General features: G+C 44.0%; 15 protein-coding genes. 7 read left to right on the forward strand and 8 right to left on the reverse strand.

What is annotated here, in order from left to right:
* Positions 1-266 precede the first annotated feature (266 nt).
* A complete protein-coding gene (gene asnB, locus KYJ26_RS09200) occupies positions 267-2,123 on the reverse strand; it encodes an asparagine synthase (glutamine-hydrolyzing) (protein WP_219166977.1) in 1,857 nt (618 codons plus the stop codon).
* A 148-nt stretch (positions 2,124-2,271) separates the two neighbouring features.
* Between asnB and KYJ26_RS09205 the strand changes: the two genes are divergently transcribed.
* Positions 2,272-2,835: a DUF2777 family protein gene (locus KYJ26_RS09205; protein WP_219166978.1), complete on the forward strand. Its 564-nt coding sequence runs from the start codon at positions 2,272-2,274 to the stop codon at positions 2,833-2,835.
* 56 nt (positions 2,836-2,891) lie between these two features.
* On the opposite strand, the gene KYJ26_RS09210 is transcribed toward KYJ26_RS09205, so the two are convergent.
* The 4 genes from KYJ26_RS09210 to KYJ26_RS09225 form a co-directional block, all read right to left on the reverse strand.
* Positions 2,892-5,804: a bifunctional diguanylate cyclase/phosphodiesterase gene (locus KYJ26_RS09210; RefSeq protein WP_219166979.1), complete on the reverse strand. Its 2,913-nt coding sequence runs from the start codon at positions 5,802-5,804 to the stop codon at positions 2,892-2,894.
* A gap of 315 nt (positions 5,805-6,119) precedes the next feature.
* A complete protein-coding gene (locus KYJ26_RS09215) occupies positions 6,120-6,491 on the reverse strand; it encodes a YisL family protein (protein WP_219166980.1) in 372 nt (123 codons plus the stop codon).
* 72 nt (positions 6,492-6,563) lie between these two features.
* On the reverse strand, positions 6,564-7,433 hold the full coding sequence (locus tag KYJ26_RS09220; protein ID WP_219166981.1) for a fumarylacetoacetate hydrolase family protein: 870 nt from the start codon (positions 7,431-7,433) through the stop codon (positions 6,564-6,566).
* 24 nt (positions 7,434-7,457) lie between these two features.
* A complete protein-coding gene (locus KYJ26_RS09225; protein ID WP_219166982.1) occupies positions 7,458-8,645 on the reverse strand; it encodes a DUF418 domain-containing protein in 1,188 nt (395 codons plus the stop codon).
* 129 nt (positions 8,646-8,774) lie between these two features.
* Between KYJ26_RS09225 and KYJ26_RS09230 the strand changes: the two genes are divergently transcribed.
* From KYJ26_RS09230 to KYJ26_RS09255, 6 genes are all read left to right on the forward strand, one after another.
* Positions 8,775-8,996, forward strand: coding sequence for a spore germination protein (locus KYJ26_RS09230; RefSeq protein WP_219166983.1), 222 nt, complete (start codon positions 8,775-8,777; stop codon positions 8,994-8,996).
* Between the two features lie 12 nt (positions 8,997-9,008).
* The gene (locus tag KYJ26_RS09235) at positions 9,009-9,233 is read left to right on the forward strand and encodes a spore germination protein GerPB (RefSeq protein WP_219166984.1); all 225 of its coding nucleotides are present in this window, start codon (positions 9,009-9,011) and stop codon (positions 9,231-9,233) included.
* Positions 9,234-9,268: 35 nt separating this feature from the next.
* Positions 9,269-9,898 (forward strand): spore germination protein GerPC, encoded by a 630-nt coding sequence (gene gerPC, locus KYJ26_RS09240; protein ID WP_219166985.1) that lies wholly within the window; start codon positions 9,269-9,271, stop codon positions 9,896-9,898.
* A complete protein-coding gene (locus KYJ26_RS09245; RefSeq protein ID WP_219166986.1) occupies positions 9,873-10,052 on the forward strand; it encodes a spore gernimation protein GerPD in 180 nt (59 codons plus the stop codon). The genes gerPC and KYJ26_RS09245 overlap by 26 nt, the downstream gene beginning before the upstream one ends.
* A gap of 3 nt (positions 10,053-10,055) precedes the next feature.
* A complete protein-coding gene (locus tag KYJ26_RS09250; RefSeq protein WP_219166987.1) occupies positions 10,056-10,466 on the forward strand; it encodes a spore germination protein GerPE in 411 nt (136 codons plus the stop codon).
* A gap of 80 nt (positions 10,467-10,546) precedes the next feature.
* Positions 10,547-10,765, forward strand: a complete 219-nt coding sequence (locus tag KYJ26_RS09255) for a spore germination protein (RefSeq protein ID WP_219166988.1) — start codon at positions 10,547-10,549, stop codon at positions 10,763-10,765.
* Between the two features lie 39 nt (positions 10,766-10,804).
* Here the strand turns inward: KYJ26_RS09255 and KYJ26_RS09260 are convergent, their stop codons facing one another.
* The 3 genes from KYJ26_RS09260 to addB all read right to left on the reverse strand — a co-directional run bounded on the left by KYJ26_RS09260 (position 10,805) and on the right by addB (position 18,437).
* Positions 10,805-11,107 (reverse strand): HNH endonuclease, encoded by a 303-nt coding sequence (locus KYJ26_RS09260; RefSeq protein ID WP_219166989.1) that lies wholly within the window; start codon positions 11,105-11,107, stop codon positions 10,805-10,807.
* 93 nt (positions 11,108-11,200) lie between these two features.
* Entirely contained in the window at positions 11,201-14,962 is a 3,762-nt protein-coding gene (gene addA / locus KYJ26_RS09265) for a helicase-exonuclease AddAB subunit AddA (RefSeq protein WP_219166990.1), read from the reverse strand.
* Positions 14,955-18,437: a helicase-exonuclease AddAB subunit AddB gene (addB, locus tag KYJ26_RS09270; protein WP_219166991.1), complete on the reverse strand. Its 3,483-nt coding sequence runs from the start codon at positions 18,435-18,437 to the stop codon at positions 14,955-14,957. The genes addA and addB overlap by 8 nt, the downstream gene beginning before the upstream one ends.
* Positions 18,438-18,478 lie beyond the last annotated feature (41 nt).

Below are 18,478 nucleotides of genomic sequence, written 5' to 3' on the forward strand. Positions count from 1 at the left end.
ATCTTTTCCACTAGAAAGAATAGATAAACTCTATTTTTCCAATTAAATATGTTTTTATCATGTATAAGCTTGTCCTATATATAATAAACTCTTAAATAACGCCTACGGATCTCTCCAATTGCATTATGTTGCTATTTTGCAACAGTGATAACTCAAGGGTTAAATAAGAAAAAGGCATAGATAAGAGTTCATCCCCCTTTACTATGCCTCCTTTTACTAATCATTATTAGTTTAATCTATGTTTGTACCGGTCTCTTAATTCCTTCCTATTCCACAATCTCAATATTATAATCCTTGAACCAAACATGTATCTGGGCAAGATGGGCGAGGAGCTGAGGTCCTGTCATGAGCTGGCCGTACCACGGTACCTCGAAGGCAGCTCCTCCCGATGCGACAATTTCCTTCAGTTTCTTTTCATCAAACAGTTCATAAAGAATACTCGATTTGTCTTCAAGAATTTCGGTCAGCCACTCCCCGACCAGCTTCGTATAGACCGGGTGATGGGTTTTCGGGTACGGGCTTTTCTTTCGATACAGGACTTCGTGAGGCAGGACTCCTTCAAGAGCCTTCCTCAGGATGCCTTTTTCTCTTCCTTCGTGCATTTTCATCTCCCACGGAATATTCCAGACATATTCTACAAGTCTATGGTCTGCAAAAGGCACACGTACCTCAAGGCTCGCGCCCATACTCATGCGATCCTTTCGATCTAATAACGTCGTCATGAACCAAAGTAAATTAAGGTAGAATAATTGTCTCCTCTTGGTCTCCACTTCATTTTCCCCTTCTAATATCGGGGTTTCTGCAACGGTTCGGTCATATTGCTCCAATACGTATTCTTCAAGATTTAATTTCTTACTCCATTCTTCCTTCAAGAGACCCTGGCGTTCAGCTGTAGAGCGCATCCACGGGAAACCTCTGCGATTGAAATCTTCCGGGCGGTGGAACCACGGATACCCACCAAAGATTTCATCCGCGCACTCACCAGAAAGCCCTACCGTAAAGTCCTGTTTGATCTCCCGGCAAAACCATAAGAGAGATGAATCCACATCGGCCATCCCCGGAAGATCCCTTACATGGACCGCTTCAATTAAATGATCCTTAAGCTCTTGCTGGCTGATTTCACAGCGGTGATGAATCGTATCGAATTCCTCAGTCATTTTTTCAATCCATGGTGCATCGGAGTTCGGCTGAAAATCATTCGCTTTAAAGTATTGATCATTTTCCTCATAGTCAATGGAATACGTATGAAGATTCCCTTTTCCATCTTTTTTATATGAATTGGCTGCTACGGCTGTAATGGCACTGGAATCAAGTCCACCTGATAAGAAGGTACATAAGGGTACATCGGAAACAAGCTGCCTCTCTATGGCATCCGTCAGAAGAAAGCGCACTTTAGAAACGGTTTCGATAAAGGAATCGGTATGTTCCTCACTTTTCACATTCCAGTATCTCCAAATGTTCAAACCCTCTTTCGAGAAAATCATGGCATGTGCCGGACGAAGCTCCTTCACTCCTTTGAATACACCGTTTCCTGGTGTACGAGATGGCCCGAGCCCCAGCACTTCCGCCAAGCCTTCGAGGTCCACCTGCGGCAAAACATCGGGATGAGCAAGCAAAGCTTTTATCTCAGAACCGAACAAGATCCCTTCATCCTGTTCGAAATAAAATAAAGGCTTTACGCCCATTCGGTCCCTCCCAATAAATACATGCTCCTCCTCACTATCCCATACGGCAAACGCAAATATACCATTTAGATGGTGAACGCATTCTTCTCTCCACTCTATATAAGAAGTCAGCAATACCTCCGTATCAGAATGTCCGTTGAACGAATATCCCTTCTCTATAAGTACTTTCCGTAAATCTTCTGTATTGTATAGTTCTCCGTTATAACAGATGGTGAATAGGTTATTGTTATGATGAAGGCTCATTGGCTGCCTTCCACCTGCCGGATCGACTACGATCAACCGTTTATGACCAAACGCAACGTGTCGATCCATCCATACGTTCGTTTCATCCGGCCCTCTTTTAGAAAGGGTTTCCGCCATTTTTTCAACTACATCCTTTTGTTTCGATAAATCTTGATTATAATGGATCCAACCTGTAATTCCGCACATGGTGATCATCCTCACTTTCTAGTCCAACAAACTGGGCTCACTGACACATAAATTATTCTATGCTCACCGATAGAAATGGTTAATTGTCTCAATCAATCTTCACATGAATGAAATATGATAATTATGACAAGAAATGTAGTTAAGGAGGGATATTCACTTGAGCAACATATTTCGATCAAACATTTTAAAATCCCAAAAAAGGTCCTATTCCGAAGGTACCGCTTTATTCGAGGAGGATACGTGGTTCTTTTTCGAAATCGATGCCGAGGAAGAATCTGAGCTCGAATTTTACCTCAATCATGAATTGAAAGTATATAGAGATGGCGAATGGCTTGCCGGTGTTCTCTTAGAGGACGGGATCATTGTCACACCCTACGAAAGATTAAGAATCGAGAATGGCGATCGAATTCAAATAAAGAAGAATATATTATATTCGTTGGAGAATTTATTAGAAGAGATTTCTGATGATGCCTTTCATCAGTTTACAACAGCCTTGAACAATTTGGGTTATTCGATTTATGACAGTATCTTTTGTCACAACCACCTTGTATTCCTTGGGAACCAAAAAATCAAGGAAGGCGTGAACTTCATCACCTTCGACAACGGTGTGGAGGTGTGTGCAGTTCAGCATCACTTCACTTACTATAAAAAGAAGCGCGATCGATTTGAATTCACACTAAGCACCGGCAGGCGGATCGTGATCGAGAGTTTTAATATCTAATGATGCCCCCATAATAAAAAGACCAATGCCTCCGTAATTGAAAGGCATTGGTCTTTTTATGGTTTCTGGCTGGGCACAAGATTCCTTCCCTCTAAATAGGTGTTCATTTTATCAGACGACATAGGTCTCTCAATGAGAAATCCTTGTGCATAATCACAGCCAAGCTGTTTCAGTAACTGAAATTGCTCGTTCGTTTCCACTCCTTCAGCTACAACCTTCATATTCAACCCTTTCCCCATGGTCGCTATGGACTGAACAATTGCTACATCGGGTGTATGATCATTCATATTCTGCACAAAGGATCGATCAATCTTCAGTATATGAAGGGGGAGATGCTTCAGGTAACTGAGTGACGAATAACCAGTGCCGAAATCATCGATAGCTAGCTTCACCCCAAGATCTGCAAGGGACTTCATCACTTCGATGGTGTGGGCTGCGTCATGTAGCATGATTGTCTCGGTCAACTCTAAACAGAGATATTCAGGCTTAAGTCCTGATATCACTAATGCCTCTTTCACATCACAATGAAACGTAGGGTGCTGAAATTGTTGTGCGGAAACATTAACAGATATATAGAAGTCATCCGCTTGTTGATCTAACCATTTCTTCAACTGTAAACAAGATTCAACAAGAACCCATTTACCAATGTCATAAATCAGCCCTGTTTCTTCTGCCAGGGGAATGAATTCAACTGGTGAAATCATTCCCCATGATGGATGATGCCACCTTAGTAATGACTCGCATCCGATAAGGGATCGGTCAGAAATATTCATGATGGGTTGATAAGCTACGAAGAGCTCCTCGCGATCGATGGCCCTCCGCAAATGAGCTTCCATTTCAACCTTGCGGGTATTATCTTCCTTCATGTCCCTGGAAAAATAAACGGTATTATTTCCACCTTTTGATTTGGCCCGGGTGAGAGCGGAATCTGCATTTCTTAACAAATCGGTAGACTCTTCACCATCCCGGGGGAATATCCCTACGCCAATACTGACAGAAATGTAGAACTCTTTCCCCTGATACGTGAACGGTGCCTGAATCGTTTTCATAATAGCATCTGTAATGTCTGATATGGTGGATTCATTTACATCTTTCGTGAGCAGAACCGTAAATGTATCTCCGCTGAAACGTCCGGGATAAGCACCTTTCGGTAGAGTTGCCTGAATCCTTTTGGCAAGCTCTTTCATAATTAGATCACCTGCCCAATGACCCAGAGTATCATTGATCATTTTGAAACGGTCCATGTCCAGAAATAAAACCGCCATCTCTCGCTTCTTCTTCTTTGCCCTACTGATGTGTTCATCAACGATTTCCCTGAACTTCATCTTATTGGGGAGATCTGTTTCACCATCGTAATAAGCAAGTTGGGTAATTTTCTTTTCGAATTGCCGTTCTTTCGTGACATTCCTTCCTATCCCGAAGATCCCGACACATTCCCCGTTAACCGTGATCGGGATATTCTTGATTTGAAAGAAATTCACTTCTCCGTTTTTGGATGCAATCGGGAGGTCATAGTACTGTTCCCTCCCTTCCATTGCACGGTAGAAATGACGCCTTACCCTTCCCGTGTCTTCTTCTCTGATAAATTGAAGAGCTGACTTCCCGAGGATTTCATCTTTCGTAAAGCCAAATGTTTTAATGAAGGAAGGATTGAGAGAATTGAATCGGCCATTTAAATCCGTACTGTATACAAAATCTGTATTATTATCGAAGAGGGACCGGTAATACTCCTCCGATATTTGAATATTATGGGTTAATTCTTGAATATCCTTTTCAGCTGTATGGATTAAATGGGTCAACGACATCATGGCGTCTGTTTCAGGAGTTAACTGAAAGTCGACTTTCAAATCCTTGATGGGTTCTCGTACACCTTCAGAAAGTCCAAGATAGGTCAGTGAATGAGCCATAAGTTTAGGCTTACCGCCCTTTCGCCCAAACTCACCGTACGAGAAAAACCCGCTCACCTGTGAAATCCGGTTGAAATAGGAGAGCTCTTGCTTCGTCACTTCACTTATATATCTCCTTCTTGCCACACAATTGTATACATAATGAGTTTCTACAGGATGGCGTTTCAATTGAGCAAGGAGTTTTGTCGTCGTCTGGATGATATCCTGCACGCTTGCAAATCCAAACGAAACCTCCTGCCCTTCTTCCACTTCCTGGCTCAGTTCCACACTTCCATTCGGCAGTACGTTCATGATATAGACGGCCACCGAATCATTCTTTTCTTTCGCAAGAAACGGGAATTCAATTGATGAATCTGGCAGATCCTTTACGAATCTTTCACCAAGGTACATTTCAAGCAACCGGATGGGCTTCATAAAGTTGATTCCGTCTACTATATGTCCCCTTACTTTCGTAACCTTGAATGCCGGCCCCACTTCCTGCCATTCCTCTACTGCATGGGAATGGACCATTAATCCATCCCCATTTAAAGAGGCTGAAACGAACCCGTCAGTTGAGATATGTTGATTAGTGAATACATACGTGTGGCTTTTCTGTGGAAGATCGGAAGAGACACCTCCGGCAATGACAGTATCACCACCGCCTTCTGAAACTCCATCCAGGAACTCCTGTACGTCAAGCTGTAAATGACTTGAGAAAATAATGAATGCTTTCGTGTCCGCTTGACCGATTTCTTCGCACATTTGTATTCCAAGCTGCTTACTGGAGTCTGATTTTTCTTGTAAAAGAGCTTTCACTTTGGTTTTTTCAAATAGTGTAAATGATAAAACAATGCCGGATACGATTTTACCGTCTGCCACTTGTCCCTTGGAACTGCAGCCGATAAGGGTGCTTCGAGGAACTAATCTATTTATTTGATCCTGAAGCTCCTGTATGGCTTCAAGCTGGGAATTCCCTACAAATGCTTGAATGAATAAAGAAGGATGTCGATCTAACCCGTTCTCTATAATAAATTGATTCAGGGAGTGCTCGTCGTTATATATGTATTGAAAGGACTTTACCATTTTCACACCTACTCGAAGACGTCGTTTCTATCAAAATACCACAATTCGACAGATTTGGATATTCATTTATATGAAAATGCTAGCAATGGACTTCCTGGACCATTTAGCTTATGACCTCGAGGGGCTAGCCGCCGTAGCTGGACAGGTGAGACCCCGAAGGGCGAAGCCCGAGGAGGCTCACCGCCAGCCCCGCGGAAAGCGAGCACCTGGAGAGGAAATCAACAGCCACTCGCTACGTCCAAAAGCAACAATGTGTACGAAAACAGCCTAAAATAAAAAAAGTTGGCCCTTATACGGAGCCAACTTTTTTTCACGTTATGCAAATGGATGAAGACCTAACGGTAAACGTAGTCCCAAATATAAAACAACGACTAAAGCGATGACCATCACGATCCAGAGTACATTTGTGTTCTTACCTTTATTCATGCGGACCAGAATCATTTCAAACATTCCGATCAATAAGATTCCCACCAAACCTTTGATACCGTAAAGGGCAGGATCGATGCCTTGATGCTTCCAGAATAATAGTGCGCCCGTTAAAATGATGAGCAGATAGAATAATCGTAAGATCATATGTACAACTTTCATGCCTTTTTTCTTCCCTGCATTATGTAAGCCGACCGCTACAAAGAAAAGAATGATGGCAATGACCCACGTTGTAATATGGGCATGTGTATTATCAAACATATTGAACCTCCTACAGGTAGATAGTTTACGCTCATAATATTACCACAGTCTGTACAACAACAGAAATTTTAACTAGGCCTGTAACGGATTTGTCAAAATTCCAAGGGATGCGATTTCAATTTCCACTAGATCTCCCTTTTTTAAAAAACGTGGAGGCTTAAAGCCTTTTCCGACGCCTGATGGTGTACCTGTCGCAATTATGTCCCCAGGTTCCAGTGTCATCCCTTTGGATAAGGTAGAAATAATGGTTGGAACGGAGAAAATCATTTCTCCAGTATTGGAAGACTGTCGGATTTCACCATTGACCTTTGTCTCTATGGATAAGTTATGAGGATCTCCCACTTCATCCTTAGTCACAAGGTAAGGTCCCATCGGGCATGTTGTATCGAGACTTTTCCCGATGAAGAACTGGCCATGTTTTTTCTGAAGATCACGGGCAGTAATATCATTAAGGATGGAATAACCAAACACATACTTCATTGCATCTTCAGGAGAGATTCCCCTCCCCTTCTTCCCTATAATTACGGCCAGTTCTCCTTCATAATCCAGCTCTTCTGTTATATCATCGTGATGAAGTACCGTTTCCCCGTGACCGATGACCGTATTGGTTGCTTTCGTGAACATCATGATGTCCTTTGGGATATCTTGTTCACCACCCATTTCGATGGCATGATCACGATAGTTTTTTCCGACACACATAATATTCCTCTTCGCTTTCGGAATCGGGGAAAGCCATTTCACTTCATCATGCGCAAAAGAGCGAAGAGTTCCGGCATGCTCCTTAAGGACAGCTGTCACATCCTTGAGAAAATCTTCCCCGTCTTCTATACCCTTCAGTAAATCCCTTGGTAAATCATGGACCCCGGCCAAATCAAGGAGCCTGCCATCCATCTCCACCCCAAATGTTTCTTTATCCTCCACTTTAAAACTTACGAATTTCATATTTCATATCCCCTCTCTACCGTTTTACATCTTTCCTTTTTCCCCCACATTGCGTCTACCATAACTTAATACACGCCACAGCTTCTCAACAGGACCGTATTGGAACTTGGACAACCAAATTTCTGACAGTATCACCTGTATGACATATATGCCTACTGCGAGCATCGTCCCCGTCGTTAACGTCACTTCCCCATATAGACCAAATCCATAAGAATAGAAGATCAATGTACCGATGATCGATTGCATCAAATAATTTGTGAGGGACATCTTCCCAACTGAAGCGAGCGGCTTGCTCCATTTCATGATTTTTTGATTCAACAATAATAATGAAAGGATTATTGCATAAGATACTGATAAGAACGGACCTCCCAAAAAGTCTTGTATGTATGAATAAGCAAAGTTGGACTCTATGAGAAGCGGCAGTGACTTAATGGCGACTCCCAAGAGTAATGTACTTCCACCCGTTACCATCCACATCTTCTTATAGGTCGATACCTTTTCCAATAGTCGCAGTTTACTTGCACCTGCCCCGATCATCATCATGGGGAGGATTGATAATAATAAGAATAAAAGGTTATCAGGCGAATTCACTATATACCAGTCTTCGAAACGTTGTCCCATGATACTGCTGAAGCTGCCTGAAGCATAGGCGGCAACCGAATCCTGGAGAGCGGAGATGTTTGTATATTGCGTCACCCCAGTCGGATCGGCAAAGGTCATCAATACTAGTAATATACTGAAAAAAGTTTGTGGCAACAGAAATAAGATACCTCCCAGCCACATCAATCCTTTACCGGATAGCCTCATGAATATAAGTAGCACGAGACCAAACATAGCGTAATTAATCAGGATATCCCCAGACCATATCAGGAAGGCATGGATACATCCGATTCCCAATAATACAAGAAGTCTTCTGATTCCAAAGCTGTAGAAGGACGTTCCTTTATCCATAGCCCTTTGTTGCTGGATCCCTAATCCATATCCGAACATCATGGCGAATAACGGATAAAAGCTTGCTTGAACCAAGACATCAATCCATGGATATAATGTGACATCTTCAGGTGTCTTCCACCACGTATACGGATCCAGATACAGAAATGGGGAATGAAAGGAAATCATGTTAATGATAATGATGCCAAGCAATGAGAATCCCCTAATCACATCAAGGCTTACGATACGTTCTGTTTGTTCAATTGGTGACATGGTGTTCATTCATTTTCCTCCGATAAATTAATCTTGATTTCATTTTAACCCGAAAAAGGAAATTAGGCGATTATCACCTATTCATGTTCTTAACATAGAATAACAATAATTAACTTTGTCTTAAAGGTGTGAGTCACAATGCCCGCAATCGTAGGAATTGCTCAAGTCGTCAATGTCGGTTCCAGCGCCGTTTTCCATATTGGGGATGTATTTAACATCAGTCCGATTTCAACAGCTAAAACCTTTGCTGGGGCAGGTTCATTCATAACGGGTAAAGGAATTTCCGTATACAATGAAAGCTCACTGACCTATACCATTGATGATGATGGCATGGATCAGGGAATAAACTTTAATCTATGAGTGTGATGCAGAATGACCAATTATTACGTGCAACAATCCATCCAGATTCAATTTATCAAGATTGGCGGCATGTCAAACTCCTCCATCCTTCAAATTGGAACATGCGGTCAAATTACAACAAATGACTTTCTATATAATACCGGGGGGTATACAGAGCCTGCTCCTGAAGCGGAGAAAAATGGTGGAACCAAACCACCTTCCGTTACTCCTCTGGTCCCCCTTCAATCACCAGGCTAAAATAAATGATCGCGACAAAAGAAAGAGGTGGCAGAATGAATAATTACTATATGACCCCACAACAACTCTATCAGTATATCGAAATGTTGAACTCGAAAATTGTCGCGTTGGAAAACAAAGTGAATGACCTGTCACAGGAATTAACCAGCCTCAGGGATACACCGACTATCAACGTAGAAAAGATCGAATATAAATTTGATCAGCTGAAAGTGGAATCCCTGGACGGGACGCTGAATATCGGGCTAAATCCAAACAGTTTGAAGGAAACGATCGAAGACCTCGCCGTTCAGCCCAATGTAGATGTTAAATCCATTAAAGATTTGGAACCATATAAAGAACGAATTTCCTCAGCGATAAGAGCCTATATCGATTCAGAACTACCGGGTCTCATCCAGGATAACGAAATTCAGTTCCAGAGATCCCTCGACCCGTCTTATTATGAAATGATTCAACAGGATTTGTTGAATCAAATGCCACAAAGAATCGAATTTTATTTACAAAACATACCCTTTATTGAATCGAAACAACAGGAAGGGGAGTGGGAGAAAAAGATCATCAACAAAATCAAGAAAGACATTGAAACCGCCCTTTTCTCCTTTATGTCGCAAATCCCAGATCATATGGAAGGAATGAATAATAATGAACCTCCAGGTCATCAATCGTGAATTAACCGTCGGAAATATTGATATCGCAGGAGTGGCCAGCTCCTCTCTCGTTTTGGTCGGGGATGCCGATATCATCCAGCTTGCCTCTGCATTCGATACGCCGCCTGAATCCCTGATCATCGGTCCATTCGTCCCTCTGACCCCTAAAGGATGAACCATGCTTAAACGATATTCGATTGTTAATGAACTTGAGGGGATCACACTGGCCTTCTCCTCTGTTTACCAAATTGGAGATTCACAAAATATTTATGCACAATCCAAGGCATTTGCCGTACAAAGAGAAAAGGAACTCTTTTACACAAGTGAAGGTAGTTTTGATTCGGATGTATTCCTAAACCCAATTGAACTCCCCCCTATCAATCCTGAGATTGGGGTGTCAAGACTAAATCTTTGCCCGATTAAAGTCAATACGATGTATATTCGTGCAACCTCCGCTGCTTCCATCATACACATAGGGAATACATCAAATGTATATATGGAAGCAAGGGTGAAAAACATTCGCCAGCTAGAAAATAAAGAAGGAGAGGAACCGTCTGAAACGATTGAAACGATTGAATCACCTGATTGATCTCTTTCTTTGATGTATGAACGTTACCACAACACTCACATAGCCTATAATATAGACATATAGAAAAGAGGATGTTGAATATGCCCGCATTAGTAGGTCCAGTCGCGATTCTTAACGTCGGGGGCGGAAATGTCCAGTTTGGGGACACGGCCATCATTTCTCCTAAATCTGCTTCCAAGACTTTCGGTGGTGCCGGCGGCTTCAATACCGGTCCATTTCAATTAAGTTACAATGTATTCAGTGTAAGTACCACTTTTGATTGTAATGTTATTGACCAACCGATAACAGGAAATAACTAAAAAACAAAAAGCCTTAGAATAGGCTTTTTGTTTTTTTCATTATCGCTTTTTTCTGCGCTCATGGCTTTTCTTTGTTTTGATCAATTTGGTGGGCGGCTGCTTACGTATCCATTTGATGAATGCATAAATTTTTATATCGTTCCTTAAATCTTCAATTGTGTTTAACCTTGCACCCAGCTCATCATTTGTGTACAGGGAGTGTATCTGCTTATGACAAGGAATGCAAAGCTGCGCCGTGGGAAGGAATGTGCCCCCCACCTCCTTGGGTGTGAGGTGATGAACCGTGGTTTCCACATTCCCGCGAGCACATAATTCACATGTTCCGATCGTTTTTTTACCCATCTTCCACCCTCCCTCAGGTAAGTGATTAGTTTAGCTATTCCCTGCCTGGTCTTAAAAAAACACCTCGAAGAAAAGCTTCGAGGTGTTTTTTATTTATAATTCCAACACATGTCCTCCATCGAAGAAGTATAGGTACTTTTGTGATACCGGTTCTTTCCAGATGGATTCTAACGCACGGGTATATAATTCAATCTGTACTTTATACCTCTCGAGCAGGACAGGCTTCGCTTCAGGAAAACCTCCATCATAGCGATCATGAATGCCGTCTGTTTTGTAATCCAACAGGACGATTCCTGATTCATCCCGGAATACACAGTCGATGACCCCTTGAACGAGGATTGTTTCTTCCGGGGCTTCATCACCTGTTTCCGAGATTTCACTTAGAGGGACGCTCATGCTGAACGGAATTTCCCGTTGGATGTTCCGTGCGCCTGCCAGCCGCTTTCCGAGTTCACTGTCGAAGAACCCTACGATGTTATCGACTGAGATTGCCAGTTTCTGCTCTTCAGTCAGAATTTCTTTACGGACAAGGTTTGATAATAGATCTTCAACCTTTCCCTGTGTCGGCACCCCATCTTCAAAGGAAATATGTTGCATGACAGTATGCATGGCCGTCCCCTTTTCAGCAGGTGACAATTCTTTCGACTGCATGAATTGTGGACGGTTATATACAGGCTTGTGGTGGCGTCTCAGGATATCGATGCTTGACGCTTCGTCTCTTATTTCAACCATCCTCTTGAGTTCTGATACGGATTGCTTCGAACGTAGATTTGTAGCACGAAGATGTGGATATTTCCACGATAAGCGCTTCAATACCTCATCTTTGTGGAGAGATTCTATTCCCACTTTCCTTCCTTCCTTCACCTGCTCTTTCCAATTGTCCTCTTCACTCGGTGACTCCCCGGCCTCTTCGACCAATTCAGTCTTATGAACAGCCGTGACCTGGAAGCAGGAAGGATGTTTAAGAATCTCCTCATTGATGCCGCTTCCCTCGGGTACTTCTCCCCCAAGCTCATTGCAATGAGGATGACGCATGAGGGACGGACCTATCCAGTCAAGATAGGAATTTGCACCCGCCCTGTCATAATCAGACAGCAACCACTCCTTCTGACTTAAAGCACCCCGCCATTTCTTGAGTGATTTCTCGAGGCTTTTCACCGTACCCACCAGGAACAATTTCTCCTTGGCACGGGTCAACGCCACATAAAGCACCCTCATTTCCTCGGAGATCGCCTCCATCCGCTTCTTCCGCTTGAATGCCAATTGCGGGAGGGAAGGGTAACTGATCCGTTTGTCTGGATCGGTGTACTTCACAGCCAATCCAAGATCTTTATCTAATAAGTAGGCTGCATTCAAGTCCATGAGGTTAAATTGCTTAGACGTACCTGCGACAAACACAACCGGGAACTCAAGACCCTTACTTGAGTGGATGGTCATTAAACGAACCACATCTTCTTGTTCGCTCAGTGCTCTCGCCACCCCCAGGTCATCCCCGCGTTCCCTCATCCTGTCGATGAATCGCAGGAATCGGAATAATCCCCTGAAGGATGTTTCTTCATATTGGCGGGCACGATCGTACAATGCCCTGAGATTAGCCTGTCTTTGCTTCCCTCCGGCCATCCCACCTACATAATCATAGAAACGGGTATCTCGGTACAATTGCCATATCAATTCTGTCACAGATCCCTGACGCGCTTTCGTCCGCCAATTCTCAAGATGATACAGAAACACTTTCACCTTCTCAAATGTTTCTTCATCCCTGGGATTATCCGGCTTCTTACCAGCAAATTTTTTCACGGCCTCGTAATACGTCCCTGCACGAGAATGAACCCGGACACTTGCCAGACCCTGCTCATCCAGTCCCACAATCGGAGACCTTAGAACCGAAGCAAGGGGAATATCCTGATACGGATTATCGATCACTTTCAACAATGATAGCATGATGGCAATTTCAGTCGCTTCAAAATATCCAGTGGATAAATTTGCATAAATCGGTATGCCCTGCCGTTTGAATTCCTCCATGATTTCCGCAGCCCAAGGCATGGAGCGAAGGAGAATGACAACATCACGATACTGGATCGGACGTTCTGTTTTCGTTTTGGCATCATAGATCGGTGTCCGTCCCTCGACCATTTGTTTCACCTTATTTGCCATATAACGGGCTTCAAGGACAGACTTTTCTATTTCCCCTTCATCAAAGATGGACAGTTCCTCTTCTCCGCCATCTTGAGCAGGCTCTTCGGTTTCCTGATCGATGATCGCCACTTCAATGGGAAATTCCTTTTCTTCAGGATAGGGAGCACCCTTAACAAGCTCCGCTTCCCGGTTATATTCCATCTCGCCGACAGATGTGCCCATGATTTGTTTGAATAAGAAGTTCGTCCCTTCCAATACTTCTTTCCGGCTCCTGAAGTTTTGGGATAGGTCGATTTTCAATCCTGCTTCCCCGCTGACCGGAAGGAATCGGGTGTACTTTCCTAGGAACAGATTGGGTTCAGCCAGTCGGAAGCGGTAGATGGATTGCTTCACATCCCCTACCATAAATCGGTTCCCGACCGCTTCACGTTCTTCTGTAATGAGAAGAAGGATGGATTCCTGAACCATGTTCGTATCCTGATATTCGTCCACCAGTACTTCCTTGAACTTATTTTTATATTCCAAGGCAGCTTCTGAAGGTACCAAAGCATGATAGGAATGGTCTCTCAATATGTCGAGACAGAAATGCTCAAGATCGGCAAAGTCAACAAGTCCCTTTTCTTCTTTCACTTGTCTGAACCGTTTCCCGAATTCGATCACCACTACTGCGAGGGTGTGGATCACATCCTTCATTTTCTTCATATCCTCAAGGAATGACCCGGGTCTTCTCGAGAAGAAGTCCTCCTGAAGCTTTTCCAATGTTTTCTTACCCTGATCACGGAGTTTCTTGGCTTCATCCACTATTTCTTTCATGTACTCATCCCCCCGACAAGCTTTTAGCTTTGTGAAGGGTAAGGTTTGAATCGCTTCATATAAAGCATTCCAGGAAATAGACAAACGTTCCTCCAGGCTCTCGACGATTTCGATATCACTTAAGAAATTCTCAGCTCTCGGGGCTGGCCCCCCTGGTACACGGGTGAGGTCCAATGCGCGCTGAAACAGGCTTTTCGCCCCATGAAGCTGTAATTGGATATCTGTCAGCAAAGGTTGAATGAAGGGGAGCTCGTCTATCTCCCCGCCTTCTTCCAGCTCATACATCCCCTCCAACCCCATTAGCCATTCATCGGGATTCGGATGGGATCTGGAAAAATCGTACAGTTTCCTGATCATATCTTGCAATGCCCCGTCACTTCGATCATTTGTAAACGTATCAACGAGCTTAAAGAAGTCATGGTTATCTTCTTTTCCATACTCCTCCTCAAATAGATCGTCAAGGACCTCGTCCCGAAGCAGGTCTCCTTCTGTTTCGTCCGCAATCCTGAACCCTGGATCGATATCGATGAGGTAGTAATATTTTCGGATCACTTCAAGGCAGAATGAATGCAGCGTAGAAATGGATGCCCGGTTCAATAGGCTCAGCTGCTTTCTTAAATGATGAGAATGGGGATCCTCATCGATCGCCTTTTCCAACGCCTGTCCGATCCGGTGTCTCATTTCCGCGGCAGAAGCATTGGTAAAGGTAACAACCAATAATTCATCCACGTCCATCCGGTCTTCTTCTGAAAGAATCTTCTGTATGATCCTCTCGACCAGTACAGCGGTCTTCCCCGATCCCGCGGCTGCAGCGACCAGGATATCCTGCCCCTTCGCCCAAATGGCCTTCCACTGGTCGTCGGTCCATGTTACATCAATTGGCTTGGCTGGAATACCATTACTCATTGGACTCTACCTCCTCTCTCACTTTCCGTAATAAATCTTCCGGTTTCGCTGTAGGCAGCACTCTGTATTCGTTTTCCTCCAACGATTGATCAAATTGACAGACGGAACGGAATGAACAGAACTGACACGGAGTCCGGTCCTTCAGTTTATAAGGAGAAATGTCCGTCTCCCCTGATATGATCCGGTTTCCTGAAGCTTCATAAAGCCTTCTGACATGCTTTCGCATATAGTGAAAGTCTTCCTGGCTGGCCGCTTTTGACCGGGATGACAATGACCCATCTTTTTTGATACCGGCTGAGATCATATCCGAATTCCCCGTTTCCAGCGACTGATCCATCAACCTGACGATATCTGTATCCCCGAGGACCAGACCCTTCATTTTGAAACTCTTGAAAATTTCCTTTTCGATTTGGTCCATCGTCAGGATCTTCTTACTATTGATCATCGGATTGTGAACATGGAAGTAAAGGACGCCCGCAGGCTTTGCTTCACCCCCTACGAATTGTTTCGAATTCGTTATCACAATATCCAAATACGTGAGCATTTGAAGGGCCAAACCGTAATACACTTCCGTCATATCAAGGTCCCTTGCACTCGATTTGTAATCGACGATCCGGAGATATACCCCATTGGCATCCTCCGCTTTGTCCACCCGGTCGATCCTTCCCTGAAGTTCCATCTTCGTCCCGTTTCTGAGCTGAAACTCGAACGGGGGTAGCGTCGCGTGAGGTCCGAATCCAAGCTCCACCCCGACTGGGACAAATCCGCTCGCCTTCGCATGCTCACTAAGGATGAGGCTTGCCCGACCAATGATTTGCTCAAGTTTCTGAGCGATATAATAATGCCTGTTCGAGCTCAGTAGAATCTGGTGCTGAAGCTTCGGTGCCAGCATCAGGACGGCTTCTTTCGCGAGCTTTAAACACTGGGATTTCGAAAGGGATGCCCAAGTCAGACCATGACGCTCCACTTCTTCCGAGATCCATTTTAAAGCTGAATGGAACATTTCACCGATGTCAGGCGCCTCTAACTTGAAGAAATCCCTCTCTCTCAGCTTTAACCCGTGGCTTGCAAAATGAGAAAATGGGCAGCTATGAAATAACTCCATCCGGGAAACACTGGCCAGAATATGGTCACCGTACAAATCTTTGCTTGTATCCTCAGACAGCTGTTGCCCAATATTCTCGTAAAAGAGGCTCGATAATATATGCCCGGAATGCCATTTCCAATCATTGGACGTTGTATAGAAGTTATACACATCCCACCAGAAATCATAAATAGGGTATTCCCGTTTCTTTAATTGCAGCTGGGACGTGAGATGGGATATCGTCACATTCGGATGACAGACGTAATGAAGCTGATCCTCTTCAGGTAATTCCGATGGTTCATTGATGAGAAGCTTAGTTGGTGCACCCGGGAACATTTCATTTATCCTTTTGATAAACGCAGAAGGCAGTAGTGCCTTTCCTTCTTCATTGGCGATCGGATAGCTGATGAAGAGACGTTCACTTGGAGTCGTAAAGGCTTTATATGCCACAAACTCCTCATCCAGGAGCTTCGTCCGGTTACTTGGGGCGATCTTATACCCCCTCCTGATCAATGACTCACGATCCTCATCGGACAGGACTCCGTCTTCATTCATTTTCGCCGGCAGCACCCCGTCATTCACGCCAATGATGAAGGCGGCTTTAATATCACCGAGCCTTGATTTCTCCAGGTCGGCAATAATGACCTGATCAATGGCCGGTGGTACCAAGGAGAATTCCATTGTCTCTATACCTGCATCCAGGATTGATGAAAATTTCTTCATGGTCGTTTCTTCATCACCGAGCATCTCTACATATTGGTCAAGCAGATCCATCACCGCTGACCACGCCTGATCATGTTCTCGTGCTGCAACCAGGTTCCCTTTTTCCTCTGCTTCCATGCGCATCCGTTCGAGCTTTTCAGGTATATCCAACTCTTCCAGATACACATAAAGGGCCTCACAGTATTCCCGACCCGTTGACCGCTTCTTTAAACGTTTTCCTAGACGGATGATCGGTGCGGATATAAATAACCGCAGCTCATTAATCTCGTGTTCGATTTCTCTTTCAGCATCGGTCTGTGGTGCATCCACATGCTCCAGCCCCCGGAAACGACGATATTTCCATCGGTCTTTCTTCGTCCACCGGTCGCCCTTTATCCCGTAAGCCAACACATAGTTTTCGAGCCGATCCATTTTTTCACGCAAATCGGTTGGATTCTTCTGATAAGGAAACAGAAGATCTGTTTTCACTGCCCGGAATACGGGTTCATACCTCCAATTCGTGTTCATGATCTCAAGTGTTGAACGGATAAGTTCAATTAAAGGATGATTCAGCATCGTCCGCTTCTGATCAAGGAAAAAGGGTATCGAATAATCTTGAAATATCGTTTCGACTTTATCACGATAATCCTGGCTGTTTCGTACCAATACAGCGATATCCTTGTAGCGGTATCCTTCTTCCCTGGCAAGCTTCCTGATTTCCCTGGCGACGCCTTCAATTTCAGCCCGGCGGTTGGAAGCTTCAAGGAATTCAATGGTTCTATTTCCTTCTTCAAAAGATTTGGTCGGCCTTTCATCAAAATGACGCTCTAAGTGAAGCAGGGATTCACTTTGGTAGCGAATGGGTTTGGTCATCACCTCTTCTACTATCGATTCTCCTGCCATCCTGCATATATCCTGCAGTGTCTGATACGTTTCATTCGTCATTCGATACAGGCTTAACTCGTTCATCGCCCCCATAGGCTCTTCCGGATCGGTTGTAAGGGCAACCGTCACTTTTTTTGTATGCTGAATGAGCTGATCGATGATGAGATACTCCTGAGGCGTGAAACTGTGGAATCCGTCAATATAGATTTCTGCCTTCTTCAGCAGCTCGGAATTTCTCACATTATCGGAAAGCAATTGAAAATAATCTTCTGAGTCGATGTATTTACCGAAAAGCTTTTCCTCAAATTTCTCATAAATCAGTTCGAGGTCATGAAGTTTGTCCTTCAATACCTTGGACCGTTCACCATCCCCTTCAAATTCTTGCAAGTCTGAAGGAGAAATACAATAACGTTTGAATTCCTTGACAATCGCTTCTACATGATGAATAAACCCCGGCTTTTCAGAGGCCTTGTTGAAAATGTGGAGATGTTCCTTGTTTTCATCTATGATTTTACGGATCATCATATTTAAGCCTACATCCGACAAATGATAACGGCTCATTCCTCCCGTTTCCTGAAGGATCTTCCACGCAAGGCGTGTGAAGCTGAATACTTGTCCACGGATCATACCGTTCAACCCCGGTGTGTTCACGAGCTCGTATTCCGATATAAAGGACATTTGGTCCGGTACGATATAGATGATAGGATCCCCATTCGGCGCTTCCAGTAAGCTCCGTTTCATCTCACCCAATACATGATGTGTTTTCCCCGTGCCGGAGCGTCCGAGAATAAAGCGTACAGACATCCTCTCACTCCTTTTCTTATACTCTATCTATTCTAACCCAG

The sequence above is a fragment of the Rossellomorea orangium genome, assembly GCF_019334305.1.
Classification (GTDB): domain Bacteria; phylum Bacillota; class Bacilli; order Bacillales; family Bacillaceae_B; genus Rossellomorea.

Bases quoted from the DNA above. Each gene is read 5' to 3' on its own strand.
- asnB (WP_219166977.1), bottom strand. From the start codon at position 2,123: ATGATCACCATGTGCGGAATTACAGGTTGGATCCATTATAATCAAGAT.
- KYJ26_RS09210 (WP_219166979.1), bottom strand. From the start codon at position 5,804: ATGGTAAAGTCCTTTCAATACATATATAACGACGAGCACTCCCTGAAT.
- KYJ26_RS09215 (WP_219166980.1), bottom strand. From the start codon at position 6,491: ATGTTTGATAATACACATGCCCATATTACAACGTGGGTCATTGCCATC.
- KYJ26_RS09220 (WP_219166981.1), bottom strand. From the start codon at position 7,433: ATGAAATTCGTAAGTTTTAAAGTGGAGGATAAAGAAACATTTGGGGTG.
- KYJ26_RS09225 (WP_219166982.1), bottom strand. From the start codon at position 8,645: ATGAACACCATGTCACCAATTGAACAAACAGAACGTATCGTAAGCCTT.
- KYJ26_RS09230 (WP_219166983.1), top strand. From the start codon at position 8,775: ATGCCCGCAATCGTAGGAATTGCTCAAGTCGTCAATGTCGGTTCCAGC.
- KYJ26_RS09235 (WP_219166984.1), top strand. From the start codon at position 9,009: ATGACCAATTATTACGTGCAACAATCCATCCAGATTCAATTTATCAAG.
- gerPC (WP_219166985.1), top strand. From the start codon at position 9,269: ATGAATAATTACTATATGACCCCACAACAACTCTATCAGTATATCGAA.
- KYJ26_RS09245 (WP_219166986.1), top strand. From the start codon at position 9,873: ATGAACCTCCAGGTCATCAATCGTGAATTAACCGTCGGAAATATTGAT.
- KYJ26_RS09250 (WP_219166987.1), top strand. From the start codon at position 10,056: ATGCTTAAACGATATTCGATTGTTAATGAACTTGAGGGGATCACACTG.
- KYJ26_RS09255 (WP_219166988.1), top strand. From the start codon at position 10,547: ATGCCCGCATTAGTAGGTCCAGTCGCGATTCTTAACGTCGGGGGCGGA.
- KYJ26_RS09260 (WP_219166989.1), bottom strand. From the start codon at position 11,107: ATGGGTAAAAAAACGATCGGAACATGTGAATTATGTGCTCGCGGGAAT.
- addA (WP_219166990.1), bottom strand. From the start codon at position 14,962: ATGAGTAATGGTATTCCAGCCAAGCCAATTGATGTAACATGGACCGAC.
- addB (WP_219166991.1), bottom strand. From the start codon at position 18,437: ATGTCTGTACGCTTTATTCTCGGACGCTCCGGCACGGGGAAAACACAT.